General features: G+C 71.6%; 26 protein-coding genes. 11 read left to right on the top strand and 15 right to left on the bottom strand.

The features are described 5' to 3' along the window. Nucleotides 1–291: 291 nt before the first annotated feature. A complete protein-coding gene (locus ACIQKA_RS06400; protein ID WP_402540165.1) occupies nt 292–666 on the bottom strand; it encodes a cupin domain-containing protein in 375 nt (124 codons plus the stop codon). A 70-nt stretch (nt 667–736) separates the two neighbouring features. Between ACIQKA_RS06400 and ACIQKA_RS06395 the strand changes: the two genes are divergently transcribed. The 3 genes from ACIQKA_RS06395 to ACIQKA_RS06385 all read left to right on the top strand — a co-directional run bounded on the left by ACIQKA_RS06395 (nt 737) and on the right by ACIQKA_RS06385 (nt 4,493). Continuing rightward, on the top strand, nt 737–1,177 hold the full coding sequence (locus tag ACIQKA_RS06395; RefSeq protein WP_402540163.1) for a MarR family winged helix-turn-helix transcriptional regulator: 441 nt from the start codon (nt 737–739) through the stop codon (nt 1,175–1,177). Nucleotides 1,178–1,806: 629 nt separating this feature from the next. Further along, nucleotides 1,807–2,388, top strand: coding sequence for a hypothetical protein (locus ACIQKA_RS06390; protein WP_402540162.1), 582 nt, complete (start codon nt 1,807–1,809; stop codon nt 2,386–2,388). Nucleotides 2,389–2,798: 410 nt separating this feature from the next. Further along, complete coding sequence (locus ACIQKA_RS06385) at nt 2,799–4,493, top strand: alkaline phosphatase D family protein (protein WP_402540161.1); 1,695 nt, start codon at nt 2,799–2,801, stop codon at nt 4,491–4,493. Between the two features lie 797 nt (nt 4,494–5,290). Here ACIQKA_RS06385 and ACIQKA_RS06380 read toward each other — a convergent pair. The 3 genes from ACIQKA_RS06380 to ACIQKA_RS06370 form a co-directional block, all read right to left on the bottom strand. After that, nucleotides 5,291–6,091: a class I SAM-dependent methyltransferase gene (locus tag ACIQKA_RS06380; RefSeq protein WP_402540160.1), complete on the bottom strand. Its 801-nt coding sequence runs from the start codon at nt 6,089–6,091 to the stop codon at nt 5,291–5,293. 168 nt (nt 6,092–6,259) lie between these two features. After that, complete coding sequence (locus ACIQKA_RS06375; protein WP_383444136.1) at nt 6,260–6,766, bottom strand: DinB family protein; 507 nt, start codon at nt 6,764–6,766, stop codon at nt 6,260–6,262. Between the two features lie 339 nt (nt 6,767–7,105). Beyond that, complete coding sequence (locus ACIQKA_RS06370; protein WP_391095208.1) at nt 7,106–7,312, bottom strand: hypothetical protein; 207 nt, start codon at nt 7,310–7,312, stop codon at nt 7,106–7,108. Nucleotides 7,313–7,568: 256 nt separating this feature from the next. Here ACIQKA_RS06370 and ACIQKA_RS06365 point away from each other — a divergent pair, with 256 nt between their 5' ends. The 3 genes from ACIQKA_RS06365 to ACIQKA_RS06355 all read left to right on the top strand — a co-directional run bounded on the left by ACIQKA_RS06365 (nt 7,569) and on the right by ACIQKA_RS06355 (nt 10,326). Then, nucleotides 7,569–8,681 carry a sensor histidine kinase gene (locus tag ACIQKA_RS06365; RefSeq protein WP_402540159.1) on the top strand — a complete coding sequence of 371 codons (1,113 nt, stop codon included), beginning with the start codon at nt 7,569–7,571 and terminating at the stop codon, nt 8,679–8,681. Continuing rightward, entirely contained in the window at nt 8,669–9,322 is a 654-nt protein-coding gene (locus ACIQKA_RS06360; RefSeq protein WP_402540157.1) for a LuxR C-terminal-related transcriptional regulator, read from the top strand. The genes ACIQKA_RS06365 and ACIQKA_RS06360 overlap by 13 nt, the downstream gene beginning before the upstream one ends. A gap of 317 nt (nt 9,323–9,639) precedes the next feature. Further along, nucleotides 9,640–10,326 (top strand): deoxynucleoside kinase, encoded by a 687-nt coding sequence (locus ACIQKA_RS06355; protein ID WP_383151929.1) that lies wholly within the window; start codon nt 9,640–9,642, stop codon nt 10,324–10,326. 200 nt (nt 10,327–10,526) lie between these two features. On the opposite strand, the gene ACIQKA_RS06350 is transcribed toward ACIQKA_RS06355, so the two are convergent. The 3 genes from ACIQKA_RS06350 to ACIQKA_RS06340 form a co-directional block, all read right to left on the bottom strand. Beyond that, on the bottom strand, nt 10,527–11,966 hold the full coding sequence (locus ACIQKA_RS06350; RefSeq protein WP_402540155.1) for a protein kinase: 1,440 nt from the start codon (nt 11,964–11,966) through the stop codon (nt 10,527–10,529). A gap of 89 nt (nt 11,967–12,055) precedes the next feature. Further along, the gene (locus tag ACIQKA_RS06345; protein WP_402540153.1) at nt 12,056–12,208 is read right to left on the bottom strand and encodes a hypothetical protein; all 153 of its coding nucleotides are present in this window, start codon (nt 12,206–12,208) and stop codon (nt 12,056–12,058) included. Nucleotides 12,209–12,532: 324 nt separating this feature from the next. Then, nucleotides 12,533–12,853, bottom strand: a complete 321-nt coding sequence (locus ACIQKA_RS06340; protein WP_402540151.1) for a DUF5133 domain-containing protein — start codon at nt 12,851–12,853, stop codon at nt 12,533–12,535. 408 nt (nt 12,854–13,261) lie between these two features. Here ACIQKA_RS06340 and ACIQKA_RS06335 point away from each other — a divergent pair, with 408 nt between their 5' ends. Then, a complete protein-coding gene (locus ACIQKA_RS06335; RefSeq protein WP_383152010.1) occupies nt 13,262–13,930 on the top strand; it encodes a DedA family protein in 669 nt (222 codons plus the stop codon). A 67-nt stretch (nt 13,931–13,997) separates the two neighbouring features. Here the strand turns inward: ACIQKA_RS06335 and ACIQKA_RS06330 are convergent, their stop codons facing one another. Then, entirely contained in the window at nt 13,998–14,504 is a 507-nt protein-coding gene (locus ACIQKA_RS06330; RefSeq protein ID WP_383430147.1) for a TspO/MBR family protein, read from the bottom strand. A gap of 110 nt (nt 14,505–14,614) precedes the next feature. Next, nucleotides 14,615–15,316 (bottom strand): hypothetical protein, encoded by a 702-nt coding sequence (locus tag ACIQKA_RS06325; protein ID WP_391095198.1) that lies wholly within the window; start codon nt 15,314–15,316, stop codon nt 14,615–14,617. Between the two features lie 157 nt (nt 15,317–15,473). Here ACIQKA_RS06325 and ACIQKA_RS06320 point away from each other — a divergent pair, with 157 nt between their 5' ends. Next, complete coding sequence (locus tag ACIQKA_RS06320; protein ID WP_391095197.1) at nt 15,474–15,887, top strand: ankyrin repeat domain-containing protein; 414 nt, start codon at nt 15,474–15,476, stop codon at nt 15,885–15,887. Nucleotides 15,888–16,087: 200 nt separating this feature from the next. On the opposite strand, the gene ACIQKA_RS06315 is transcribed toward ACIQKA_RS06320, so the two are convergent. The 4 genes from ACIQKA_RS06315 to ACIQKA_RS06300 all read right to left on the bottom strand — a co-directional run bounded on the left by ACIQKA_RS06315 (nt 16,088) and on the right by ACIQKA_RS06300 (nt 19,698). Further along, a complete protein-coding gene (locus tag ACIQKA_RS06315) occupies nt 16,088–16,819 on the bottom strand; it encodes a maleylpyruvate isomerase family mycothiol-dependent enzyme (protein ID WP_386364827.1) in 732 nt (243 codons plus the stop codon). A gap of 508 nt (nt 16,820–17,327) precedes the next feature. Further along, a complete protein-coding gene (locus ACIQKA_RS06310) occupies nt 17,328–18,104 on the bottom strand; it encodes a hypothetical protein (protein WP_383430138.1) in 777 nt (258 codons plus the stop codon). Nucleotides 18,105–18,208: 104 nt separating this feature from the next. After that, nucleotides 18,209–18,535, bottom strand: a complete 327-nt coding sequence (locus ACIQKA_RS06305) for a hypothetical protein (RefSeq protein ID WP_402540147.1) — start codon at nt 18,533–18,535, stop codon at nt 18,209–18,211. A gap of 413 nt (nt 18,536–18,948) precedes the next feature. After that, nucleotides 18,949–19,698, bottom strand: a complete 750-nt coding sequence (locus ACIQKA_RS06300) for a ZIP family metal transporter (RefSeq protein WP_383151940.1) — start codon at nt 19,696–19,698, stop codon at nt 18,949–18,951. Nucleotides 19,699–19,886: 188 nt separating this feature from the next. Here ACIQKA_RS06300 and mscL point away from each other — a divergent pair, with 188 nt between their 5' ends. Next, nucleotides 19,887–20,330: a large conductance mechanosensitive channel protein MscL gene (mscL, locus tag ACIQKA_RS06295; protein WP_390106296.1), complete on the top strand. Its 444-nt coding sequence runs from the start codon at nt 19,887–19,889 to the stop codon at nt 20,328–20,330. 478 nt (nt 20,331–20,808) lie between these two features. Here the strand turns inward: mscL and ACIQKA_RS06290 are convergent, their stop codons facing one another. Beyond that, the gene (locus ACIQKA_RS06290; protein ID WP_402540145.1) at nt 20,809–22,404 is read right to left on the bottom strand and encodes a phosphodiester glycosidase family protein; all 1,596 of its coding nucleotides are present in this window, start codon (nt 22,402–22,404) and stop codon (nt 20,809–20,811) included. Next, on the bottom strand, nt 22,401–23,108 hold the full coding sequence (locus ACIQKA_RS06285) for a peptidase inhibitor family I36 protein (RefSeq protein WP_383430133.1): 708 nt from the start codon (nt 23,106–23,108) through the stop codon (nt 22,401–22,403). The genes ACIQKA_RS06290 and ACIQKA_RS06285 overlap by 4 nt, the downstream gene beginning before the upstream one ends. Nucleotides 23,109–24,073: 965 nt before the next feature. On the opposite strand from ACIQKA_RS06285, the gene mihF reads away from it, so the two are divergent. Next, nucleotides 24,074–24,394, top strand: coding sequence for an integration host factor, actinobacterial type (gene mihF, locus ACIQKA_RS06280; RefSeq protein ID WP_383151944.1), 321 nt, complete (start codon nt 24,074–24,076; stop codon nt 24,392–24,394). A gap of 361 nt (nt 24,395–24,755) precedes the next feature. Beyond that, nucleotides 24,756–25,334 (top strand): hypothetical protein, encoded by a 579-nt coding sequence (locus tag ACIQKA_RS06275; RefSeq protein ID WP_402540144.1) that lies wholly within the window; start codon nt 24,756–24,758, stop codon nt 25,332–25,334. Nucleotides 25,335–25,401 lie beyond the last annotated feature (67 nt).

The raw sequence follows: 25,401 nt of genomic DNA, 5'->3' as shown, positions 1-25,401 counted from the left end.
GCCGGCGCCCCGCCGCCGTGCCGCACGTTCAAGAAGAACGCCGGTTCTGGTTCACCTTCCGCAGCCCGTCGGTGCCCCCGCCGCCCCGATCGATCACGCGATCGACAGGCCGCGCTAGGGCGTGTGTCGAAAGTAGCGCCGTCTGCCCGGAGGGCAGGCCCGGCGGTGTCCGGTGCGTGCGATCGCAAGGCGGAGGGTCGCCCCGATACTGGTTGTATCGGGGTGATCCCGACAACGCGGCGAGCGTGCGTGCCGGGCGCCGCCGGGCAGGCGGGACTTTCGACACACGCCCTAGTTGGCCCAGGGCGGCGCGATGGTGCTGCCGTCGGCCAGTTCGGCGGTGAGTCCGACACACGTGGTGACCCACATCCGGGCGGGCTGGTCGGTGGTGTTGGCGACCGCCAGTTCGGAGCCCGCAGGTGCCACTGCCGCGTCACCCGCGCGGAGTTCGGCGCTCTCGCCGTCGATGACGAGCCGAAGACGACCGGAGAGGACGTAGAAGGTCTCCTCGCTGCTGATCGTGTGGGTCGGCCCCACCATTGCGGCCGGGAGTTCGACGCGCCAGGCGGCGAGGTCCCGGCTGCCGGTGTCCGGGCGGACGTAGGAAACGAAACGGCCGCCATGAATCTCGTACGGGGTGGCCTCGTCACTGCGGATGAACGGCATGCTCCACTCTCCCTCTAGACAAGTTGCTTGTCTATATAGACAAGCGGCTTGACGAGTTATAGTCAAGCCCATGGATGACGCCCTGGCCTTCTCCGCACTCGTGCTGGCACTCTCCGGACACCTGGTGCAGGAGATCCACACCAGCGTGTCCCGGCAGGGATTCGAGGACCTGCGCCCCGCGCACGGCTTCGCCTTCGCCCGCATCTCCACGGGCGGCGCCACCACGGCCGACCTGGCCGAGCACCTGGGGGTGACCAAGCAGGCCGCGGCCCAGCTGGTCGAGGAGCTGGTCCGGAAGGGGTACGTAGAACGGCATCCGCACCCGCACGATGCCCGCGCCCGCCTCCTGGGACTGACCGAGACCGGCTGGGCCGCTACGCGCGCCGCCGACCGGGCAGCCCGGGCCGCCGTCGCACCGTGGCGAGAAGCACTGGGCCAGGCACGCTTCGGCGAACTCGTCGCCGACCTGACGTTCCTCGCACCGCCGGGGCCGATCCGCCCCGCCTGGTGAGACGACGGCCCACCACCCTGGTAAACCACCGGCTGCGAGCGAAGCGCCCGTTCACGCTGCTCGCGGTGTCCGTGTCGGCCCCGCCGGCCACCGTTCCCGCCACGACCGTCCCGGCCCCGCACTCCCCCGCACGGCCGCCGGCCCGCACGGCGGCAACGGCTGCCCCGCGGACGGCTTGGGCCCCGCGCCGACCGCCCGGCTCGACAAGACCGTCGAGGACGTCCGCAGGCAGGCCCGTGTCCCCGGACTCGCCGTCGGCCTGTGGACGTCAGGCAAAGGCCGCTACGTCCGCGCGACCGGCGATACGGGCATCGGAGACGACGTGCGGTTCGGCCACGGCACCACGGCCATGTCCGGCGCACGCATCGATCACGGCGCGATCGTCGCCGCCGGCGCCGCGGTCACCGGCGACGTCCCCCACTACAGCAACCCCCGCACGCGTCCGTACGGACGTACGTACGCCAACAGTCCTGTCCGCAGGCTGCTCGCCGTGCCGGGACCCCGGACACGGAGCACCCCGGACACGGAGCACCCCGGGCGGCGCAGTCATCCGCCTGGACAACCCACCGAATCAACCCCGTCGGGCAGGTGTCGGCTGTCAGGATGGTCGGGAACGCGAGGAGGCTGTCGTGAACGAACCGCTGCCCATGGACGACAAGGGGCCCAAGGTGCCGCCAGCCTACCCGCCCCGCACCCCGCCCCCGCAGAAGAAGCCGGTCGAGCCCCCGCGACCGAGGCCGTCGACGAAGCCCGTCACCACCTCCCTGCCGCTTCCCGGCCCCGGACAGAGCCGCGTACAGGCCCGTCGGCCCCGGATGACCGTGAGGGCCCGGCGCGCCGCGAACTGGGCGCTCACAGCCTACCCGTGGACCGCCGCCCAGGCCGTCAACAAGGTCACCGGCACCGTCCGCACCTGGGGTTATGCCCACCCCGACGACGAAAACCTCGCAGCGACCGTTCGTCTCCTGGTCGACGCCGCCACCGCCGACCACGGCCGACGCATCAGCGTCCACCTCGCCGACCAGGACGACATGCTCCTCATCGCCGTCCTCAGCCACACCGGGTCCGAACCCGACGAGGCGGTCCTCGCCGACCTCGCCGCCGTCCCCGGCACCGCCAGCTGCGGCACCGACGCCTCCGCCGACGGCCGTCGCGTGTGGGCGGTGCTGTCCACCGAACGCCCCCGTACCCGTCCCACCTCTGCGCCCTGACGCCGACCGGTCGCGTCCGGCAGGTCGGGTCGCCGCCCACCAGCCCTCCCGACCCGGCCTCGTGGCCCCGACCCTCGTAGGCGAAGACGAGCGCGAGGCTTCCGTCCGACGCCTTCGAGAGTTCGCCGAGCAGCACCGCCACGGGCGCGACACCTTCGAGCACCGCGCCGACCACCTCGAAGGTTTCCGCGGCGTCGCCACCGGATACGAGAAGACCGCCACGTCCTACGAAGCAGTGGTCAGCCCCGCCTCGTTCCTGCTCCGGGCAAGATCCGGTGAGGGCGGACCCCCATCACGGTCGTGGGGCTGAACGACATCGATCGGCTTCGGAACGGCGTGGTTCCCGTCGGCGTTCCGTACTGTACGGATCTGCTGTTCCGTACTGTACGAGGCACCGGGAGGAACTCGAAATGGCCGGTCTGAGGCTGGGGCCGCTCCTGCGTCATGTGGACTGGGAGTCGGGCACGAGCGCGACGGTGTGGGTCGAGACGGACCAGCCGTGCACGGTGGAGGTCCGGTGCCCGGACGGCGCCGGGGGTTCGGCTCCGACGTTCCTCGTCGCCGGCCACCACTACGCGCTGGTGGTCGTGACCGGGCTCGCCCCCGGCTCCACCACCGCCTACGAGGTGCTGCTCGATGACGAGCGGGCGTGGCCCCTCGCGGACTCGTCCCTGCCGCCCAGCACCATCCGCACGCCACCGGTCCCGGCGACCGGCGCGGTGGTCGCCTTCGGCTCGTGCCGGTGGGCGGCTCCCGCCGTGGACGAGTCCGACCCGGTGGGTCCCGACGTCCTCGACACCCTCGCCGCCCGGCTCGCCGCCGACCCGGAGGCCGAGCGCCCGGACGTTCTCCTCCTCCTGGGCGACCAGGTGTACGCGGACGAGACGTCCGCCGGTACGCGCGACTGGATCGCCCGGCACCGGCAGGCCGCCGGTACGGGCTCGGCCGCTCCGCCGGACCAGGTCGCCGACTACGAGGAGTACACCCACCTCTACGACGAGTCCTGGGGCGATCCCGAGCTGCGCTGGCTGTTCTCGACCGTGCCGACGTGCATGATCTTCGACGACCACGACGTGATCGACGACTGGAACACCAGTGCCGCCTGGGTGGCCGACATGCGGGCGACACCCTGGTGGCACGAACGGATCACCGGCGGCCTGATGACGTACTGGGTCTACCAGCACCTGGGGAACCTCTCCCCCGCCGAGCTCGCCGAGGACAAGCTGTACGCGGCGGTGCTGGCGGCCGACGACGGAACGGAGGTGCTGCGCGCGTTCGCCGAACGCGCCGACGCCGATCCGACGACGGTGCGGTGGAGCTACCGCAGGGACTTCGGTCGCACCCGGTTGCTGATGGTCGACACCCGGGCCGCGCGGGTGCTGGAGGAGCAGCACCGGGCGATGCTGGACGCGGAGGAGGCGACCTGGCTGCGGACGCAGGCGTTCGAGGACCCCGACGGCGTCGACCACCTGCTGATCGGGACCTCGCTGCCATGGTTGCTGCCTCCGATGGTCCACTTCGCGGAGGGCTGGCACGCGGCGCTCTGCCGCGGTGAACGCGGCCCGCGCTGGGCGCGCTTCGGCGAGTGGCTGCGTCGACGGGCCGACCTGGAGCACTGGGCGGCGTTCACCTCGTCGTTCGAAAGGTTGACGGAGACGGTTGCGGAGGTGGGGAGGGGCGACGCCGCCCCGGCGACGGTGTGCGTGCTCTCCGGGGACGTGCACCACGGGTACGTGGCGGAGCCCGTCTGGGCCGATGGGCGGCAGCCGGATTCCCGCGTCTTCCAGTTCACCTGCTCGCCGCTGCACAATTCGGTGCCCACGCCCATAAGGGTCGGGTTCCGTTTCGGCTGGAGCCGGTTCGCCAGGGGGATCGGGCACCTCCTCGCCCGCCACGGACGGGTCGCGAGGCCGGCGGTCCGGTGGGAGCACACCGGTGGACCGTGGTTCGGCAACCAGTTGATGACGCTGACACTGCGCGGACGTACGGCGCGGCTGCGGCTGGAGAAGGCCTCGACGGATGCGAAGCGGGGGCGCCGGGGGACCGACCGCGCGGGCGCACGGCTCACGGGGGTCCTCGACCGGATTCTGACGGGAGAAAGGTGACGCCCCGCTGGGCGACGCGGTTCGGGTGCGTTCCGACGGCAGGGAGCGCGTCCGTCCGCTGTCCGGCTGTGCCGCCCACCGTCACAGGTCCCGCCGGTCTGGGGCTCAGGCGGTGAGGACATGCACAGCGGCCCGGATTCGACACGTCTGCCCCGACCAGGGCGTCGCTGAAGTTCGCCGCACAAATGAGCCCCACGCGGTTCACGTCGATCATCCAGCCCCCCCTCATTCCCGAGGGATGACGCCGAAGACCCTTAACGACGCGTGTCGTCCTCGGCCCCGCCGGCGGACACGCCGGCGGGGTGCGCGTGCCTTGTCCCTTCACCGGAGCGGTCGTCGGCGGAGGGCCCGACCGCTCGACGCCTCCTGCGCGTTCGCGAGGACAGGCCCTGCGTCATCTCGGCAAACCACCACGTCCCCGCCACCACACACGCCATCAGGAACCCGCTTACCACAGCCGTACGCCAGGGGGCCTGCTCCGCCCGCCATTCCACCAGGGTCAGCGCCACCCATCCGACCAGCAGCACACACGCGACCCGTACACGTCGATGTTTGAACATGACCACCCGCTACCCGAGACGGCGTCGATCACACCGCCGACCTCCACCGTCACACCGGCCCCGCTTGTCGTCTCTTCCCCGTCGCCATGGTGCGGGTGCCCCACGGTTGCCGACACGACGAGCGACGCGGGGGTGCCGAGGCCGGAACCTTCGCGGTCTGTGCATCAGCAGGGTCGTTGCCCACCCGCCCCAGCCGTCTGCCGGTCCCACTGATGGCCCGGGCCGGCCGGGAGAGGGTCAGTGACCGGTGCCGGCCTTGACCGCTTTCGTGGCGAAGTAGCCGGGAAGCCAGCCTGCGGTGGCGTCCGAGTGGTGCGGCGCCTCGGCGAAGCCGGTGATGGCGAAGCCCGCCGCGATCTGTCCACCGATCTGCTCGGTGAGCGTGTGGCTGTATTCCACCGGCGCGTCGAGGCCCCACAGCCGTTCCCGCTCGGCGGGCTCCAGGTGGGTGAGGTCGCTGTAGGGCAGGCGGTGGCGCACCACCAGCTCGTTGCGTGCTTCCGAGGACTCGGCGTCGAAGAGGTAGACGTCCGGGTTGAGGAAACCGGACAGCAGCGTTCCGCCGGGGCGCAGCACGCGGTGGCACTCGCGCCAGACCGGCGCAAGCTCCGGGATGAACAGGTTGGAGACCGGGTGGACGACGAGGTCGAAGGAGGCGTCCGGGAACGGGCTCAGGTCGCGCGCGTCACCGAGTACGGTGCGCAGGTCGAGCCCCTCCCGCGCTGCGACCGTCTCGTCCTGCGCCAGTTGGCGGGGCGAGTTGTCGAAGACGGTCACCCGCGCGCCCGCAGCGGCCAGGACCGGACCCTGCTGCCCGCCGCCGGAGGCGAGGCAGAGCACGTCGCGACCGGCGATCTCCGGCGGGAACCAGGCCGGGTCGACCGGCTCGTACCCGATCAGGACGATGGACCACTGGCCGGCCCGCGCCTTTGCGATCACTTCGGGGCCGACGGGGCGCGACCACTCGTTGCCCCTCTCCACCTCACGGTCCCAGGCGAGGCGGTTGTGCGCGACGGGGTCGACGGGAGTCTGGCTCATACGCATGACCCTAGTCGCCGCACCGAGGAAGTTCCGCCGACGGCTCTCGGTCGTGAAGCACTCGTCGATGGCGTCGACGGCGAGGTGCGCGTCTTCCACGCCACCGGCACCGGCACCGTCACCGTCGCCTCGATCCCACTTCGGCTCCGTCCGTGATCCCCAGCGGATCTAGTGGCCGGTCGTGCCATCAAGCATCTCGCGCAGGATGTCCAGGTGGCCGTTGTGACGGGCGGTCTCCTCGGTGAGGTGGAGGAGGATCCAGCGCAGGTCGACGTGGAGACCGTTGCGGACGGTGCCCTGGGCCTGCTTGTCCAGGTCGCTCCCGGCGACCAGTTCGCGGTAGCGGGCGCTCTGTTCGGCGTATTCGTCGAGGAGCTGCGTGAGCGGGAAGTCGACGGCGATCCGCATCTCGCGGTCGGGGTCCTCATCGGTCCAGGGCCCCTGGTCCTCCTCCCCGAGGAAGACCACCTGGAACCAGTGGTACTCGACCCAGCGGAGGTGGTTGATCACTCCGCTCATGGTCATCAGCGGTGAGCCCGGCAGGAGCGCCTTGCGGGCGTTCTCCGCAGAGACGCCTTCGCACTTGGCGCGGGCGGTGCCACGGGCGTAGTCGAGAAACGTGGTGAGCTGGGTGCGCTCGTCCCACGCGGGCGGTGTGTCGTCGATTCTTGTCATCGCGCGAAGCGTCCCCGATCATCACGCTCGATGTCGAGTCGTTTAACGGCGCGCCCGACCCGTCCCACCGGCTCCTCGTCCGGTGGGACGCCACAACCGGTCGGCCCTGGTGGGCAGCTCGCCCGTCGCGGCCGCCGGCGCCGAGGTCCTGTGCGCCTTCCCGTACGCGTGCGCCGACGAGCAGTGGCGGGACCGCCTCGGCTGCCTCCCGGCCCGGCAGGACCTCCGGCCGGCGGACATCCGTCAGGCCCTCGGGGGCTGGCGCCCGAGGGCTCAGTGGCGCATACCTGTGCCGTTCTTCGGTGGGCATTCGGGTTGCCGTATGCGGAGGGACGGGGGTTACTGCGGTGTGAACATCCCTGCGGCGTCCATGAGGAGAACAGCGAGCGGTGTGGTGACGACGAAGGCCGCTCCACCACGGGATACGGCGTCCGTGTACGAGGTGCCTCCGAGGCGCGCCAGGATGCCGGCGGCCAGGGCGGCCACCAGGCCGATCAACAGGGCGATGGAGATCAGCAGGGCTCGGGTGAGAAGCGAAGACATCATGGTCTCCCGGGGGTAGGTCGTGCCTTCCTGAGCCCGTCAGTCGGGTGCGGTGACTGTCGGCGTGGTCGACGCTACGAATGTGGTTTCGGGTGGCCTAGTCGCCTGATGCTCCATCATCCACAGCGCCACGGGGCCTTGGTGGTCGCCGTCCGGGGGTGGATGAAGAGACGATGCCGCGTGGTCCGGGCGGGTGCCAGAGTGAGGCATGGCCTTACAGACCGCGTCTGCGGAAACCGCTCTGAAACGGACTCAACGCATGATCATCCGTGCATTGGCATGGCTCCGAGGGGTCCAGTTCCTCCTGTGGATCTGGGTGCCCTTCACCGACGGCGGCCCCGGCCGGTTCGCTCCACAGGTGCTCGCGGGATACGTCGTCGCCGCGCTCTTCTCCGTGGCGCTGTTCACGGTCGCGGTCAAACGCGACACCCTGTCGGCGCGTTGGGTGTGTGCCGATGTGGTGCTGGCCGTGGTCTACGCGATCGTGGTCAGCCGGTCCTATCCGCCCGTGGAAGCCGCGTCGATCACGAACTGGGTGATCCCTCCGCTGTGCGGTGTGACGGTGACGGCGGCGATCTACGGCGGCCGTTACAGGGTGCCGGCGGTGGTGCTGGTCGTCGGCGCGTGGGTGGTGGGCGCATGGCCCGCGCTCGGTACGGAGAGCTCGACGGAGCTGCTCTCCAACAGCGTGATGATGGCCCTGTTCGCCGGCGTGGCGGGCATCACCGGCAAGCTCCTGTTCGAGACCGCGGGAGGAGCGGACCGTGCCGCGGCGGAGACCGCGGTGGAGCGGGGCAGGGCCGAAAGGGCGTCGGAACGCGAGCGTCAGATCCGCCACCTGCACGACACGGTGCTCCAGACGCTGGAAGGCATAGCGCAGGGCGCCCGCGGAAGCGGCCTCGATGAAGTGCGGCGCATCTGCGGTGCCGAGGCCGAGGCGCAGCGAGCCACCGTGCTGGCCGCCCGGCCCGACGGAACCGTCGCATCCGTTGTTCAGGCCCTGGCGGTGATGGTCCAGGACCATCCCGCGCAGAAGGAGCTCCATCAGGTGATCACCAAGTTCGACAGCCGTCTGCCGGATCTGCCCGCCGAGGTGGTCGAGGTGCTGACCGGCGCCACCCGTGAGGCGTTGAACAACATCGTCAAGTACGCGCGCACCGATGAGGCCAGGGTGACCGCGGCCCTCCTGGAACCCGGCGGGATCAAGGTGACCGTCGTCGACCACGGGGTGGGATTCGCCGCCGGCACCACGCCTCCCGGTTTCGGTGCGCGACGCTCGATCCTGGAACCGGTGGCAGGCATCGGCGGCAAGGCCTTCATCGACAGCGCGCCCGGAGAAGGAACCATTGTGGAGATGACATGGACCCCGTGATAGAGATCGCCGGTATCGACGACGCCCTGATGGACCTGCAGAGCAAGGCCGTCTGGCTGGAGGCGAAGAGCGAGGTGCGCATGGTCACGACGGCCGCCTCGGTGGAAGAGTTCCTGCAAGGAGCCGTCCGCCCGAGGATCGTCACCCTCGATCTCCACCTGAACAACGGCACCCTGCCCGCGGACAACGTGACCGCTCTGATCGACGCGGGCCATCAGGTCGTCGTCGTCACCGTCCTGGCGCAGAACAGCTACGTCGAGGAGGTGACCGAAGCGGGTGCTGTCGCCTACCTCCACAAGAGCAACCGCCTGGAAGCCCTCGTCTCGATCGTCCGTGACGTACACGCCGGCAAGGTGCCCACCACCGCCGATCACGCCTACCACCTCAGGCACGACAAGCGGCCCAACCGGCCGCACCTGTCACCCCGCGAGCTGGAGATCCTGGAGATGGTCGGCACCGGCATGACCCACAAAGCCATCGCGCGCCGCCTCGACTGCTCGCCCAGCACGGTGGCCACCCACATCGGGAAGGTGCGCGAGAAGTACGACAAGGCCGAGCGGCCGATCACCAAGCCCACCGACTACCGGGACCGCCTGCGCGAACGGAGACTGGAGCGCGACCGTCTCGATCCGAAAGACTGACCGGCTCGTGCGCAGGGCAGCCGGCCGGCGTGGAGGAAAGAGACGGCGAATCCGTTCAGGTCCTCCCCGGTTCGTGCTCCTGATCTGTTCGATCGCCGCGGGCCGGGCCGTGGCCTCGCGGACGGTGTCGGCCGACGCCCGGGACTCGTCCTCGCCCGTGTCCGACCTCTCGCCCGGATCGCCTCCTGCGCTCCCCCTCTCCCCCACATCTGGGATGGCGGGAGCACCGTCCGCCCAGATGTAGTGTTGGCGAGGCTGGTGGTGCACCGGCCGCTCGTGCGCCCGCGGGGTGCGGGAGGCCAGGGGAGAAGTGAGGAATGGCAGTGATCTGCGTCGGCGGCATGATCGGTATCGGCAAGACGAGCGTCGCCGAGCTGCTCGCCAGGGAACTGGGGAGCGAGGTCTTCTACGAGAGCGTGGACGACAACCCGATCCTCCCGCTCTTCTACACGGCGACGCCCGAGGAGATCCGGGCGAAGCGCTATCCGTTCCTGCTCCAGCTCTACTTCCTCCAGACGCGGTTCGCCTCGATCAAGCAGGCGTACAAGCAGGAGAACAACGTCCTGGACCGCTCGATCTACGAGGACTGGTACTTCGCCAAGGTCAACCACGACCTCGGCCGCATCAGCAGCCTGGAGATGCGGGTGTACGAGGGGCTGCTCGACGAGATGATGCGCGAGATCGACGGCCTGCCCTACCGCAAGGCGCCCGACCTCATGGTCTACCTGCGGGCCGACTTCGAGACGGTGCTGCGCCGCATCGGGCTCAGGGGCCGCGACTTCGAGCAGGACGCGGGCCTCGTCGAGTACTACCGGACGCTGTGGTCCGGCTACGACGACTGGGTCCACCTCCACTACTCGGCCAGCGACGTCCTGGTCGTCGACATGAACCGTACGGACGTGGTGAACGACCCCGCGGACGCGGCCCGCGTCGTGCGCGAGGTGAAGGACGCCCTGGCGGCGGCCGGACGCCGCCGGGCCGGAGCCGGTCTGGGACCTGCCTGAAGCCACGTCACGGGGGATCGACGGGAGACGGGGTGGGACGGACGGTCCGGGAGGCGCCGGTCCGCCGTGAGACGTTCGTTGCCATGTCCTTCGCATTCAGGCGGCCCTCACCTTCCGGTTCCCGCCTTCGGTCGCATACGGGTACGCCGGGTCTTCGCCGGCCGGTCCCGGAGGTGTCGGAACCAGTACCGTGCGTGCTGTCAGCGAGCGTGGAAGCCGGTGCAGCCCAGGCGGCGCCATCGGCTCCGGTCATCGCCTTCTGCGTGGTAGACGACGACCGTCCAGTCACCGGCCGCCGTCACCGCCGGCGCCCCGGCGAAGTCGGCGGGGTAGACGAGTGCCGTACGTTTCGAGCTGACGCGCACCGGTGCGGATGTGTGGCCGAATCCCTCGGTCCCCGGTGGTTTCACTCCCACCACGACCCGGTACGGCCCGGTGCCCTCCGCCGACAGCCGTACGTCCGCGGTCCGTGCGCCGCTGCGGTACGAGACGGACGTCGACGCCGAACCCCGCGCGGGTCCCCGGGACGGACGGTCGCAGTCCCCCATCCCCATCCGCGCCTCCTCGGCGTCGGTGGAGAGCTTCCAGCGTACGTCCCCGGCGGCGCCGTCCCGCGCCGGCTCCGGCCCGACGTCCAGGCTCCAGCTCCCTTCCAGGGTCCATCCGTCCGCACTCGTACCGGTCGTTCCGCCGCCGGGTTCCGGGACCCGGGCGCCGTCCTGGGCGCCGTTCTGTGCCCACCACCGTGTCGTGGTGACGCCGGCGGTGGCGATCACCGCCGACAGAAGTGCCACGGCCACCGCCCTCCTCAGGGGAAAACGCCGTTGCGGTACCCCTGCGGGCAGGGACGCGGGCAGGGTGTCGCCCGGGCCTTCGCAGCGAGCGGCGACGTGGGCCGGCGCAGGCCGTTCGGCCGGGTCCTTGGCCACGCAGGCCCGTACCAGAGCGATGAGTTCCGGGTCGTCGCCGGCCGCTCCTTCGAGGTCGACGTCCTCGTGGACGGCGCGGTAGGAGACCGCCTCGGCGGCGCCGCCGCCGAAAGGGGGCCGTCCGGTCAGCGCGTACGCCATCGTCGCGCCGAGCGCGAACACGTCGGCCGCGGGGGAGACGTCGTTGCGCAGCAGGATCTCCGGTGCGGTGAAGCCGGGGGTGCCGGGCGCCGTGCCGGTCGCGGTGAGCCGGGTGTCGTCGGTGCCGCGGGCGATGCCGAAGTCGATCAGCCGCGGGCCGTCGGGGCCGAGGATCACGTTCTGCGGCTTCAGGTCCCGGTGGGTGACGCCGTGCGCGTGGACGCCCGCCAAGGCGCGGGCCAGCTCCGCGCCCAGTGCCCGGACCCGTGCCGCCGGGAGGGGGCCGTCCGCTCCGATCGACTGGCGGAGCGTGGGTCCCGGCACGTACTCGGTGGCCAGCCAGTACGGTGGCGCGTCCAGCGACGCGTCGACCAGACGGGCGGTGCGGGGGTCACGGACCGTCCGGACGGTGGCCGCTTCGCGCCGGAACCGGGGCAGGGCCTCCGGGTGTCCCGTGATCTCCTCGTGGATCACCTTGACCGCCACCAGGTCGCCCCGCGCCGACCGGGCCAGGTACACCTGGCCCATGCCGCCGGAACCGAGCCGGCCGACGAGTTCGTAGCCGCCCATGCGCGAGGGATCCCGACCTGCCCTCAGCGGGGCCACACCTCCGTGCCGCAGTGACGGGGGCTCCGGGCGGATCCGCCCGTCGGAACCCGTCACGGGTCACCCGCCGGGTCGCGGTCGGCGTTCTCGGCACGAGGTCGCATCCAGCGGCCGTCGCTGAGGGCGGCGTACAGCGGGGCCCCGCCGACGCCGGTCATGAACAAGGAGCCCGGGAAGCCCGACAGCCCCGGATCGTTCCGCCCCATGCGTCCGCCCCTCCCCCGCGCCGCTCGCCGACCTCCTCAAGCTATAGGTCGCCGTGCCGGGGCGGAGCGGCTTCGCACCGATCCGCTCATCGGCACCCGCGAACGGATCGGCCGCCGCCACGGGGCATGGCGCGACGTCGTCCTCGTCGGACGCCGCAGCCCCGTCATCGGCCGACCACCCACGGGATCAGGCCGCGGTTCCCTCCACGGGCCGGTCATCCACGCACGTGGGCCGACCAGGGCCCGTCCGGCAGACGGTGAGCCAGGACGGCCGGTCCGCCCCGAGGGGTTCGCCGTCGGCAGGGAGGCAGGGCCGCCGGACCGTCAGGCGGCCAGCTCCGTCACCGGCAGGTCGGCGGCGGACGGCTGCGGGCGAACCTTCGTCACACGGGCAGCGGCCAGCAGACTGTCGGCGGCGGCCAGAGCGTCTTCGACCCGGTTCGTTCCGGTCATCACGCACAGGGTGTAGGAGACGTCCTCCAGTCGTTGCCCCTCCCTCTTCTCACCTCGTGCTTCGGCGATGCGGAGATCGGCGTACCGGGTGAGCAGGGAACGGAGGAGGCGGGAATCAGGTGTCAACACAGGCCGGCCTTTCACGGTCCAACAAGTGACACCCGCCTTCCCCGTCCTCCCCTGTGTATGCATCCCCTCGGAAGAATTCGTGCCGTCAGGAGCCTCCCCCGTCCCCGGCTCCTCGCCCGCAGGACCGCCGCGCCTCCGGCGACGCCGACCGGAAGAGTGACGTCCTGCCGGTCGGCGGGCACTGACGGCGGCAGGGTACGGGTGCTGGACGGGTACGGGTGCTGGACGGGTCCGAGCGGCCGGCAGACCGACCGGGCCGGTGTCACCACGGACGATCGCGGCGTGGCGTGGCCCTGCGCAGGGGTACGCGTCCGCATCCGTTCCGTCCTCGGAGGTGGAGACGGCGGCGGAGCGGGTAGCAGGGAAGGCACTCCCGGGCCGTGGACCGTATCGGCCGGTGCGTCTCCTGCCGAGGAGAAGGCAGGAGCGCACACCTGGGCGACCGATGGACCCGGCGGCTTGGAGGCCACCATGCACCACCTCACGCACTCGGCGGCACAGCAGCCCTCGGGCGGACCCGCGGGCTGGGCGTCGGACCTCGTCGAGGCTCTGGGAGGCCCTGGAGCCGGCCTGGCCGTCGCGCTGGAGAACCTCTTCCCGCCCCTGCCGAGCGAGGTGATCCTCCCCCTGACCGGCTTCGCGGCCGGGCAGGGCGTGCTCACGCTGTTCTCGGCGATGTTCTGGACCACCCTCGGATCCGTCGTGGGAGCCCTGCTGCTCTACTGGCTCGGAATGCTGCTCGGGCGTGAGCGCGTGCGCGCCCTCTGGGCCAAGCTGCCACTGGTGAAGGTCTCCGACCTGGAGCGTACGGAGGAGTGGTTCGCCCGGCACGGCAGCAAGGCGGTCTTCCTCGGCCGCATGGTGCCGGTCTTCCGCAGCCTCGTCTCCGCCCCGGCCGGGGTGGAGCGGATGCCCCTGCCGTTGTTCGTGACGCTGACCGCGCTCGGCAGCCTGATCTGGAACGCGGCCTTGATCATGGCCGGTTACTGGCTGGGCGACCAGTGGAACGTGGTGGAGAGGTACGTGGGGTTCCTCTCCAAAGCCGTCCTCGTCCTGAGCGTCCTCGCCCTCACGGCCTATGTGGCTGTGAGGTGGCGCAATCGCGACCGTGAGCACCGCACTCCCTCGGACCGTTCCTGAGGTCCCGCCCATGGATGCGCGGGAGTGGCCGGGGAGCCGGTGCTCCGGAGCGGCGGTGTCGGGTCTGTCAGGTGTTGGAGAGCCAGATCGCGAGGTTGAGGGCCGAGGCGAAGGCCACCCACAGGGCGTAGGGGACGAGCAGGAGCGCGGCGGCCCTCCGGTGGCGGGCGAAGAGGACCATCGTGGTCAGGAGGGCCGCGAGGAGGAGGCAGATGTCGAGGAAGGCCAGGCCGTACTCGTCTGCGGTGAAGAAGAGAGGGGTCCAGGCGAGGTTGAGGAGCAGTTGGACCGACCACCAGGTCATGGCCGTGCGCGTGGGTCCGTGGGGGTTTCGGAGTACCAGCCATGCGGCGACGGCGATGGTGCCGTACAGCACGGTCCACACGGGTCCGAAAAGCCATCCGGGCGGGGCCCAGGTGGGCCGGTCCAGGGCGTCGTAGGTGTCGCCCGCGTCCGCGGAGGCCAGCCCGCCGAGCGCGGCAACGGCGTAGCAGACCGCCAGAAGGCCCAGAAGGACGGGCCACCGCGGGCCTTGTCGCCCGCGTCCTGTTCGGGAAGGCTCCGTCTTCGGCACGGCATGCTCCGTTTCCTCGGGGATGACGACACTGTCCTGATGCCCGGTGAAACCCGTGCGATGTGGGCGCGAAGCCTTCTTGTCACCGGGCTCAGCGGTCCGGGAGCCGATCAGCCGTGCTGTGCGGCCGAGCGCGGGTCGGAGGTGTCGACGCGTTCGGCGAACCGGCGGACCTGGTCCTCGACGGGTTCGTTCCCGGTGACGGGCACGGTGTAGTGGCGGAACGCCGTCGCGAGGAGTGAATCCTCGACGCGGAACCGCATCGTGACGTGGGCCTTCTCGCCCCGGTCGCCGACCGAGACGCCGAAGCCCCGGGGCGGGGTCGGGCAGTTCCATCGCCGGTGCCAGTCGCGGGCGACCAGTTCCCGGGCCAAGAGGCGTGCGGCGGTGTCGACCGGCTCCTCCCAGCTGTGGTCGGCGACGAAACGCTCCAGCTCGGCGTCGTACCGGTCGGCGTCGAAATGGGAGTCCGGTGGCAGCGGCACCCGGATGTCGTCCGTGTTCTCCCACGTCCACACCACCAGACCGCCGGACCGCTCGATGGTCACGAAGACGCCGCCGCAGCATCCGGTGTCGCAGTGATTGTTCGACAGCTCGACCCGCGACGGTTCGCCGCGAGCCCTCAGCGGCCACGTTTCGGGCGGGCCGATCAGCATCTCGTGGAAGAGGCTGGAATCGCTGTCGGGGTGGATCGTCTCCACGACGTCCACTCCGTCGACCGACAAGCGGATCCGCGCCGCCGCCCGCCATGACTCCGGATGCGCGGGGACGTGGCGAAGGGAGAGGACGTTGAACGGCTCGGAGGACCCCATGCCCTCATCATCACACTTTCGGAACCGAACCTTCCGCTGTCCGCGCGCACCCGCGCACAGCGCCCGTTTCGACGTCGGCCGCCGACCAGGTGGGGCGAGGCGATCGACGAAGGAAAAGAATGGCTTCGACTCGCCATGATCGCTAGCCTCGCCGGCCATGAAGCAACGCAGGCAGAAGAAGCTCTCCCGTCGTCTCTTCGAGGCGATCCTGGCAGGTGACGCCGGGAACACGAAGACCCTGTTGCGCGCCGGAGCAAGTCCCGAGCGCCGGGACAGCGACGGCACCACTCCGCTGTACTTGGCATCGGTGCAGGGCGAGGCCGAAGTGGCCCGTCTGCTCCTGGAGGCCGGAGCCTCCCCCGACGCGGAAAGCAGCGGCCCCGGCTCGGAGGGCACCCCGCTGTGCGCGGCCGCGTGCTGGGGGCACACCGAAACGGTCCGGCAGCTGCTGGCGCACGGTTCCGATCCCCACCTCCGCGAAGACCACGGCACCGGCAGGTCCCCCCTGGAGTGGGCGGACAACGGCCCCCACCACGACACCGCCGAAGTTCTCCGAGCAGCAGGAGCGTGAACGACCAACCACCCGGCTCAGTAGCCGACGCGGGCTCAATGGCCATTTCCGCAAGCTGTCCTGGCAGGGGCGGCTGTGTCGAGCCGATGGTCCGGGGCGTCGCCGCCGACGGCCGGGCTCCCAGTTGGTCCGGGGCGTCGCCGCCGACGGCCGGGCTCCCGGTTGGTCCAGGGCGTCGTCACCGGCGGCCGGGCTCCCGGTCAGCTCCGCCAGGCGGGCACGTCGGGCAGTGGCCCGGGTGGGTCGAGGGTGAGTCCGTGTCCGCCCGCGCGGCCGGTCAGCCAGCCCAGGAGAGCCGCCGCGGGCCCCGAGACCCGTGGCCCGCGCCCGTCGCCGACCGGGCGCAGCACCCGGTCCTCGTCGGCGACCAGCACCATGCCGGGCACGTCGTCACGCTCCCGCAGCCCGGCCGCCGTGGTCGCGAGTTCGCGGGCGACGAAGAACGGGGGCCAGTCCGCGGGCCGATGACCGCACCTCAGGTCGGTGTGGTGCACCTCCACCTCGCGCAGCAGGCTGCCGACCGCGCGCCGCACGGGGCGCGTCCCCGCGCCCAGCCAGCGCACCGGCACCTCCCACGCCGCGTCCGGGTGCGCGGCGGCGGCCGTCAGGAACCCGCCCAGCGCACCGCGCAGGTCCGCCGCCAGCTCGGCGGCCCGCCGTCCGGCACCCTCCTCGATCTCCCGCTCCCGCTGCGCCTCGTCGTCGTACTGCGCAAGGCCGGCGCCCGTACGGGCGGCGACCAGCAGCCGGGAGCGCGAATCGGCGCTGCGGGCGATGTGCGTGAGCACGTGCGCGCGGCTCCAGCCGGGCAGCAGCGAGGGAGCCCGCACGTCCTCGTCCGTCAGGGCCCGCGCCGAGACGTGCAACCGCTCCACGGACGTGCGCAGCAGGGGCAGCAGGGCGGCGGGCCCCGCACTTCCGTCGTAGGTCATGGCATGTCTCCGTCCGGTGTCCGTGCGTCCCCGCACCGGTTCCCCCGAGACCGCTCCGTACCCGCGGCCACGCTCCTTCGCCGTGCTTCTGCCCGGGTTCGGACCGCCACGCCTCCGCCCCGTCGTCTCGGGCCCCTGCCCGCATCCGTCCGGCTCGGCCGGGTCTCACGGCAGTGGCCGGCGAACGGTCGCCGCGGCTTCCGCCCCTCCCGCTCATCGGAGTCGCGGCAGGTCTCGGTGTCCTGCGCCTTGGGCCGCTACGGGTGTGGACGCGCGTGGGCCCGGGAACGCCCGACCGCGCGCAGCGGAGACCTCCGGAGTCCTTCGCCGGGGACCGGCCAGAAGCGTCACCGCCGCCGCACCGGCGAGTCCCACCGAGCTCTCCACGCGCTCCCGGCCGATGGCGGCCAAGTTCTCGCCGTTCCTGCGCCTCGGACGGGCAGAGCCGGGGACCGGGCTCTCCCGCGCACGCCGCAAGGTCGGCGGCGGAGCGGGACGGAGGGTGGGGTCAGGTGTGCCGTGCCGGGCGGCCGGGGCGGCCGGGGCGGTTGTCCATGTGGTCGAGCACGGTCGACAGGTGCCAGACGGGTTCGCGGCCGATGTGGTCGTCCGGGGCCGGCGCCTGGCCCCTCGAAACGTAGCCGCTCCAGGTCTTGGCTTCGGTGCCGAGGAGGGCGGCGGCGCCGGTGGTGGGCACGCTGCCGATGCGCCGCGTCACCATGTCGGCCGTCATGTCCGTCCATGCCGCGATGTCCTGTGCGGGCATGCCGCATCGGTACAGGTGGGCCAGGTAGCGCCACTGGACGGTGGTGTACCGGCGGCGCGCCTCGTCGATCTTCGAGCCCAGCGCGTCGACCTGCTCCTTGACCTCCAGGTCGTGCGCCGAGGCGGTGCCGTCCTGCACCCGCCGGACGAGGGCGGCCCGTAGGCCGGGGTCCTCCGGCATCAGGTCGGCGGGCTCGCCATGGGCTTCGATCCGGTGCCGGGCCGCGAGCAGCTGTCCCCTTCCCTGCGCGGCAGCGATCTCCAGGCGTACGCGGGTGACGGCGTACTGGACGTCGAGGTCGTACAGGTCGTCCGCGTCCGCGATCTCCGTGCGGGGGCCGACCTCCCGGCCTTCCAGGTAGCCCCACAGGCTGATGCCCGTCGGGGACCAGTCACGGTGGTAGGTGTCGGCGGACCGGTGGTCGATCCACACCACGGCGGTCCCGTTCTCATAGCCGACGCCGGCGAGGCGGACCGGGATCGATTCGGGGTTGAGGAAGGAAGACTGAGAGACCGTCACGCCTGAAATAATTACAGCCCCGGACTGTGATTACAAGGTGGGTGCGGGAGTCGCCGACGGCACTTGAGCGGTCGGAGGGCCGGACAACCCTCGGAGGCGGGTGGTCAGCGTTTGACGCGTCCTCTGATGGCAAGGACGGCGAAGGCGGGGAGAGCGGGCTCGAGGAGGCGGGAGACCATTTCGATGTAGGTGCCGGCGGTGGTGAGGTCTTGTCCGCCGGAGCGGAACCCCACCGAGTTCAGGGTGACGCTCAGGGCCTTGTGGAAGCGTTTGCTCGTGAACCGGTCCTCCGTGGGGTTCTTCGGGTCCTGCTCGTCGATGGTGAGGGTGACCTGGCCCCCGCCGGGCGGGAACTCCTCCCGCTCCGGGTGCTCGGACCACTGCGCGCACCGGCGGATCCACTCGGCCTCGTCCACCAGCCGGTCGGCCACGACCGCCCGTCCCGCCGGTTCCCCGTCGCCTCTGCCGGAGCCTCCCCAGCCGGTCACCCCTCACCCGGCACAGCCTTCCAGTCCCACCCCACCCGGTGCGGGCTGTTCAGCAAACTGAACAGCCCGCCGCTACGCACCGAGCCGGTACCCCCGGGCATGGAACGGGGCTCTGGGCACGCAGGGGCAGGTGAGGGCGGGGGGATCCGCTCCGCCTCCACCTCCGCCGGTTCGGGGCGGGGCGGGTAGGACCGTCGAGTCGACCGCGTCGACGGACCGGGCGCGCGTGAACGTGCCCCGCCGACCGCACTCGGCGACGCCCCCGGCCGATCCGACCGCCCCACGACGGCGCGACCGGAAGCGGTACACCCCCTCGTCCTTCCGGCGCGCCCCCGGTCCGCCGTCCTGGGCCCGGCTCACAGGTGGGCCAGAGCGAACGCCGACAAGAAGCCGATCACGGTGACCAGACCCGTCAGCAGGTGCACCCGGCCGTACGCCTCGGGGATCATCGTGTCCGCGATCATCGCCAGTATCGCCCCGCCCGCCACCGCCGTGATCGTCGCCGTCACCGCCGCGGACGCGCCGCCCAGCAGGGCGTACCCGGCCAGCGCCGCCAGGCCGCTGACCACCGCGATGCCTCCCCACAGGGCGAACACGTATCCGCGCCCGCGGCCGGCGGCGCGCATCCCGGCGGCGCTCGCGAGCCCTTCGGGCAGGTTGCTGATGAACACCGCCCCCACCGTCGCCACTCCCAGGTGTCCGCCTCCCAGCAGGCTGGTGCCGATGACGACGGATTCCGGTACCCCGTCCAGCAGCGCTCCCAGGGCTATGGCATCGCCCGACCCCGGCGCCTCGTCCTCGGAGGGCTGCTGTTCCCCGGAGCGCTTGCGGTGCCGCGCGCCGCGCCGCGCGAGGAGGGCATTGGCCCCCGAGTACACGGCAGCACCGCCGACGGCGCCGGTGACCACGGGCACCATGCCGGAGCGTTCGTACGCCTCGGCGATGAGTTCGAACGACACCGCGGCGATCAGGACGCCACTGCCGAAGGCCATGACCAGTGCGATCAGCCGGGGCGGAACCCGCACCAACGTGCCGATGGCAGCCCCCACCAGCAGAGCCGTCCCCGCGAACAGACCCCACCCGCCCGCAACCAACGCTCCCGTCACAACCGGCCCCTCTCATTCTCGCCGACAGATGCGCCCCTCCTACCCGCCGAACAGCAGAACAGCGAACGCAGGAGCGATCCCGGCCGACACCCAATAGGTATGAGCGGGACGTGGCCGGGCATCCGGGCAAGGAACCGGCCGCACTCCAGGCCGCCCGCCGACGTCGAGGAACTCCGAGGAGCGAGAAGGTGAAAGGATTCCGCAGCTTCATCCTGCGCGGAAACGTGGTCGACCTGGCCGTGGGCATCGTCATCGGAGCGGCGTTCACCGCCGTCGTCAACGGCTTCGTGAGCGCCTTCCTGACGCCCCTGGTCGGGCTGGCGGCCGGCGCCACCGGCGACATGAGCCGCAAGACCTTCACCGTGGGCGCCACCCACTTCCCCTACGGCGCCTTCATCAACGCGACGATCAGCTTCCTGCTCCTCGCCAGTGCCCTGTACTTCCTCGTGGTACTGCCGATCAACAAGCTGCACGAGCGCCTCGCGCCGCACCAGGACGTCCAGGCGCCCAAGCGGGACTGCCCCGAATGCCTCAGCCCGGTCCCGGCCCGGGCCCGCCGCTGCGCGGCGTGCACCGCCCCTCTGCCCGCGGTTCCCGTCCAGCCGGGAGACACGACCCGGCGCATCGAATGACCGGCCCCGACCACGTCGCGGATTCGGGCCGGGGCGCGGGCGACGTCGAGGAGCCGGTACGCCCGGGCGCGCGGGGTGCGGGCGCCACCGGAGCGAAGGAGCCGGTGACGAACAGGAGCGGGTAGGAGCCGTTGGCTCTGATCCCGTCGCCCGGTGTACCTGCGCAGCCGGATGGGCGCCAGGGTGCGCCCGTGAGGGGGTGGCGGAGGACATCGGGGCGGGGAAGGGGCGTGCGGATTCCCGGGCCGGTCGGCCCCGCGGCACGGGCACCGGGCCCGGTGGGCATCGGGCCCGGTCGGCAGGTACCGGCCGGCGGCATGGCCGAGCAGCTCGGTGACGGTGCCCCGCCCCTACGGAGCCCGAACCCGGGGCTCCACGTCCGAACCGCAGCGGCGAGGGTGCGCCGCGAAAGCCCCCACCGGCGGCCCGGCGGGGGCTGTACACCGCTCAGGGGAACGGGAAGGACGGAAGCGGGGCTTCAGCCGCCCGGGGTGACGACCTCTCCGCCGAGGCCGACGTACACGGTGTCGAAGACCGGGCGGTGCTTGAGGTCCGTCAGGCCGCTGTAGCGCCGGTAGTTCGCCGCCGTGTCGGCCGGGTTGGCGTTCTTCTGCCGGATGAGCAGGGTGGTGGAGCCGCCGCCGTCCAGGTTGATCGCGTCCATCACGCCCAGCTCCGCCAGCGGCTTGGTGACGTCCGCGAAGAAGCCGCCGTCGTAGACCGCGATGTCGGCCTCGCCCGTCACGGGGTTCTCGTCGCGGGGCCCGGTGAGCGTCGCGAGTACGGTGCGGCCCTGGCCGTCCACGCCCACGACCGTCCGGGAGTCCTTGCAGATGACCTGCTCGCCCTGGCTCACCAGGCGCGCGCACGACGTCGGGTTGCCCTGCCCGTCGCGGCTGCTCGGGAACTTGTTCACCCCGTTCATGATCAGGCGGTGACCGCCGGAGACGATGTCCACGGACTCGTCGAGGGGTATGTCACGGCCGTCGAACGTGTCGGTGACCTTCTGCTCCAGCGTGAGCTTGGCGCCCGCGGCGTACATCTCCTTCAGCCACGCGGTCGGCTGCGCGCCGACGACCTGGAGGACGTGCTTGCCCCGGGGAACGCCCTTGCCGCCGCGGACGGTGGTCCAGGTGGAGGGACGGGTCAGGCCGCCGTCCGGCTCGATGACGACCTCGAAGCCCTCCGAGTTGTCCGAGCCGATCGCGGGGTTCAGGTCCGGCCTCGGGGTCTTCATCCCGTACCGGTCGTTGAAGAGCACGAACTCCGTCGGGTCCTGGTAGGCGGTCATCGACCGGCCCTCGGAGTCCGTGTACTTGCGTCCCTCCGCGTCGTCCGGGTCGTCGGGGTCCTTGTCGCCGACCCCGTCCGTCTCGTCGCGCGGGCAGGCCAGTGCGCCGCCGGGGTTGCGGTTGACGTCGTCGACGACCTGCCGGACGGGTCCCCCGGCCGCCGGGGCCCGGTCGCTGGTGACGGCGATGCTCGTCGAGACCTCCGTGACGTACGGGATGCCGTACTGGAGGACGAGGGACCGGCGGCTGGCCTTGTCGGGGTTGCAGGCCGCGCCCAGCAGGACCCCGTCCCGGACCGTCGCGCCGTAGCTCTGCACCGATTCCTCCTCCCCCGCGGCGGCTTGGGCGTGGCGGCCCTCGGGGGAGAAGAAGCTGCCGTTGATCCCGGCGACGGGGAGGTTCTTGTTGATGTTGAGCTGGTCGCGGACGATCTCGGCGTCACCGGCGGCGCGCCCGTACGAGCTCTCGATCCGCAGGGCGCCCTTGGCGGGGTCGATGCGCAGGACGTTGAGCTCGCGACGCGGCTTCCCGTGGCGGAGATCGCCCGACGGCGGGGCGGTCTCCCGGTAGCGGAAGTGCTCGACGCCGGGGGCGAGGACCTTGTCGGCGTCCGCGTCGGTGATCGCTTCCCAGCCGGCCAGCGGCGGTGCGGCTGTGGTGGCGACGGCGGCGAGAGGGCCGGGAAGGGTCACGACGAGCAGGGCGGTCGCCAGGGCGGTGACACCGGCCAGTGCGGTACGGCCGGCGGCGCTCCCGGTGGTGCGGCGGAGGACGGTGTTCACGAGCAGTCCTCCTTGGCGCTGAACCGGTGGGAGTTGAAGGTGTCGGCGTGACTCCCGCTGATCGTGGTCGCGTCGCCGGGCAGCACGCGGAAGGGCCGGTCCGCCGCGGTGAGCTGGTCGAGGTGCTTGGTGTAGAAGCACGCCGTCTTGTCGGTGCGGTTCACGACCGACTCGACCTGGTTGCCCCAGACGTCGGGGTGATAGGCGCGGTAGTCCTGGGTGACGCCGGTCGTCCGGCCCCGGCCGGACGGCTCCTGGAAGAGGCACAGCGTGTCGTCGGCGCAGCGCTCGAACCCGGTGAAGCAGTGGCCCTGCGAGGGCGCCAGCTTGTGCGAGTTCACCTTGCCGCCGAGGTTCGGGGCGAGGGCTGACAGGTTGCCCTTGGACCCGGGCGCCACGGCCCTCACCTCACCGCCGGAGCGGGAATCGGCATAGAGGCAGGCCCAGTACGGGGAGTTGTTGTACAGGGACTCGGTCCGGTTGCCCCACGCGCCGTAGGACTGGGCGTCGGCGTTCGCGGTCACTCCGTACGCGTGCACCGCGTCGCCCTCGTCGCTGGTGCCGTCGGCGGCGCTGTAGAGGCAGAGGGAAGCCGTCGGGCAGGCTTCATAGCCGGCTGCGCTCGCGGGCCAGGCGACGAGCGCCGATCCGAACAGCGCCAGGACGCTCGCCGTCAGGGCGGCGCGCAGTGTGGTGATCTTCAAAGCTCTCCTACGTGGTTTCCGAGGCGTTCGCACGAGCAGGGCCCGGCGGGGCCCGTGACGGGCCCCGACCGCACTTCGGTGAGCGGCACGCGGCGGGTGATCGCAGCGCACGCGGCAGGAACTGCGCACACGCGGCCGGCGAAGGTGCGACATCGGCGGCGCGGGGCAGCACAGGCTGTGTGAACAGGCACATTGTCGTTCGCCCGGACACCCGGAACAAGTGGCTTCGTCGGCGAGCGACGAGCGGGACTCGACGGTCCCGCCCCGGATGCGAGGGCTCCCTCCGTCGAAGGGGGCCGTTTCGCGGCCGGAGTGCCCTCCGTCGAAGGGGGCCGTTTCGCGGCCGGAGCCCCCTCCGTCGAACGGGCCTGTTTCGCGGCCGGAGTGCCCTCCGTCGAAGGGGTCCGTTTCGCGGCCGGAACTCCCTCCGCGCCGCGCCATACGTCCGACCGGCCGGCTCTCCGAGCTTGGTCAAGCGCCGGATGTACGGCCTCGGGGGCTCCTCCCTCCCCCGCCACCGCATCCTCCCGGGCCGATCACGCCCTCCGTCACCAGCGGCTACGGAACAGACCCGTTCGATCGGCGGACCCCGTTTCCTGCGGGTGCCTGATGGCCTTGCGCCCGACGGCCGGGGGGAACGTACCGCTCCGCCGCAGCCTCGCCCGCTGCGGCGTCACCGGCATCCGGGGCGGCTGTCGGCGGACGATCGCGCGGGGCGGCGGGCGGCCTTCGGCCCGCCGGGAGGGCTTGCCCGGAGCAGTGCGGGCCCTGCCTGTTTAGGTCATGGTCTCTTCGGTCATACGGGCAAGCACACGGGCGCCGGCCCGTGGTCGGGGACCGAGCCTTCCGGGCTCGTCCCTTCGACCTGCCACAGACGGGCCGGACTGTGGCATTTCGATGGAAAGTACCTGCTCAGAAGCGGTCCTCTCGGACACGACGGGCTGCTCGGCCGACGAAGGAGCACGATGCCCACCCCCGTCCCCACCCTCACCTCCGAGCAGCGGGCCGAAGCCCTGGCGAAGGCTGTCCGGAGCCGCAAGGACCGCAGCGAGATGCTCGCCGCCCTGAAGGCCGGACGCCTCTCGCTCCTCGACGTCCTCGAGCGCGACGACGACATAGCCCGCCAGACCCGTGCCCTTCGCCTCCTGGAGTCCCTGCCCGGGATCGGCAAGGTCCGTGCCCGACGCCACCTGACGGATCTCGGCATCCCGGAGACGCGCAGGATCCAGGGCCTGGGCAAACGGCAGCGCGAGCGCCTGATCGAGCTCTTCCCGCCCCAGAACTGACCCGACCCCGTTCCATCGCCGGGCGGTTGGTCGGACCGGCCGCCCGGCAGCCGGCTTCCCTCGTACCCGTGGCGCGTGCCACCACACCACAGCGCTGAGGAACTACGGCTCCTCGTCGGCCCCCTTCCGCGTGACGGCGAGTCGGATCGGCCGACGTCGACGGCTCGATCCGGCCCCACGTCGCATCAGTGGTCACCGGCCGAACAGGCATGTCTGATCGGCCGGAGAGCAGATCGAGGAGACACGCCCTAGGCTGTCGGGGTCATCACGTGAACGAAGGACAATCATGGCCCGCCCTTACGAACCCGGACCCAAGCAGTTCGTTTTCGCCGTCGGTGACGGCAACGACCAGAAGGTCTCCGTGGGCGATCCGCAGGAAGCCTACGTGGCGTTCTCCGCGTTCTTCCGGGATCGGGATTCCGGTGTTTACACCATCAGTGACGATCCGGCGGGACAGAGCCTGGTGCTCATGCCCGACCAGGGCGTGATCGTCCGGGTCAAGGGTGCGGACCGGCCCCGGTCGGAATATCTCCGCGCGGACCGGGCCAATCGCTGTCTTCCCGGCGCGATGCTGTTCTTCGAGAACGGATACGCCGGCCTGGACCACTTCGGCCAGTGGTTCCCCGACCTCGCCGATCTCGACGCGTCGCCGGAGACGCGCGGCGCCGCCCGCGCCGCCACGTTCACGACGGAAGCAGCGGCGATCGAGGAGGTCGCCCGGATCTGGGGAGCCTCGGGCATCGTGGACCCGAGCGACCGGTACCACGTCTTCTTCGACTCGCACGATGTCGACGACGACCGGGCCGAACGAGCCGAACTGCTCGCCCTGATCGAGTTCCTCGGCATCGAACGAGTCGACGCCCCGGCGGAGGCCGCCGACGGCGAAGTCTGGGTGCGCACCGACGCACGGCTCGACGCCGCGTGCGCACGGTGGTCGTGAGCAGGTGCGCACCGGGAGCGCACCACCCCTGTGGCACGCGCCCCGCGCCCGAGGCGGGCACGTGTCC

Source organism: Streptomyces sp. NPDC092045, assembly GCF_044756005.1.
In the GTDB taxonomy this organism is placed as follows: domain Bacteria; phylum Actinomycetota; class Actinomycetes; order Streptomycetales; family Streptomycetaceae; genus Streptomyces.
Note: the sequence above shows the minus strand (reverse complement) of the source record. Positions and strands in the feature narration are given on the sequence as shown.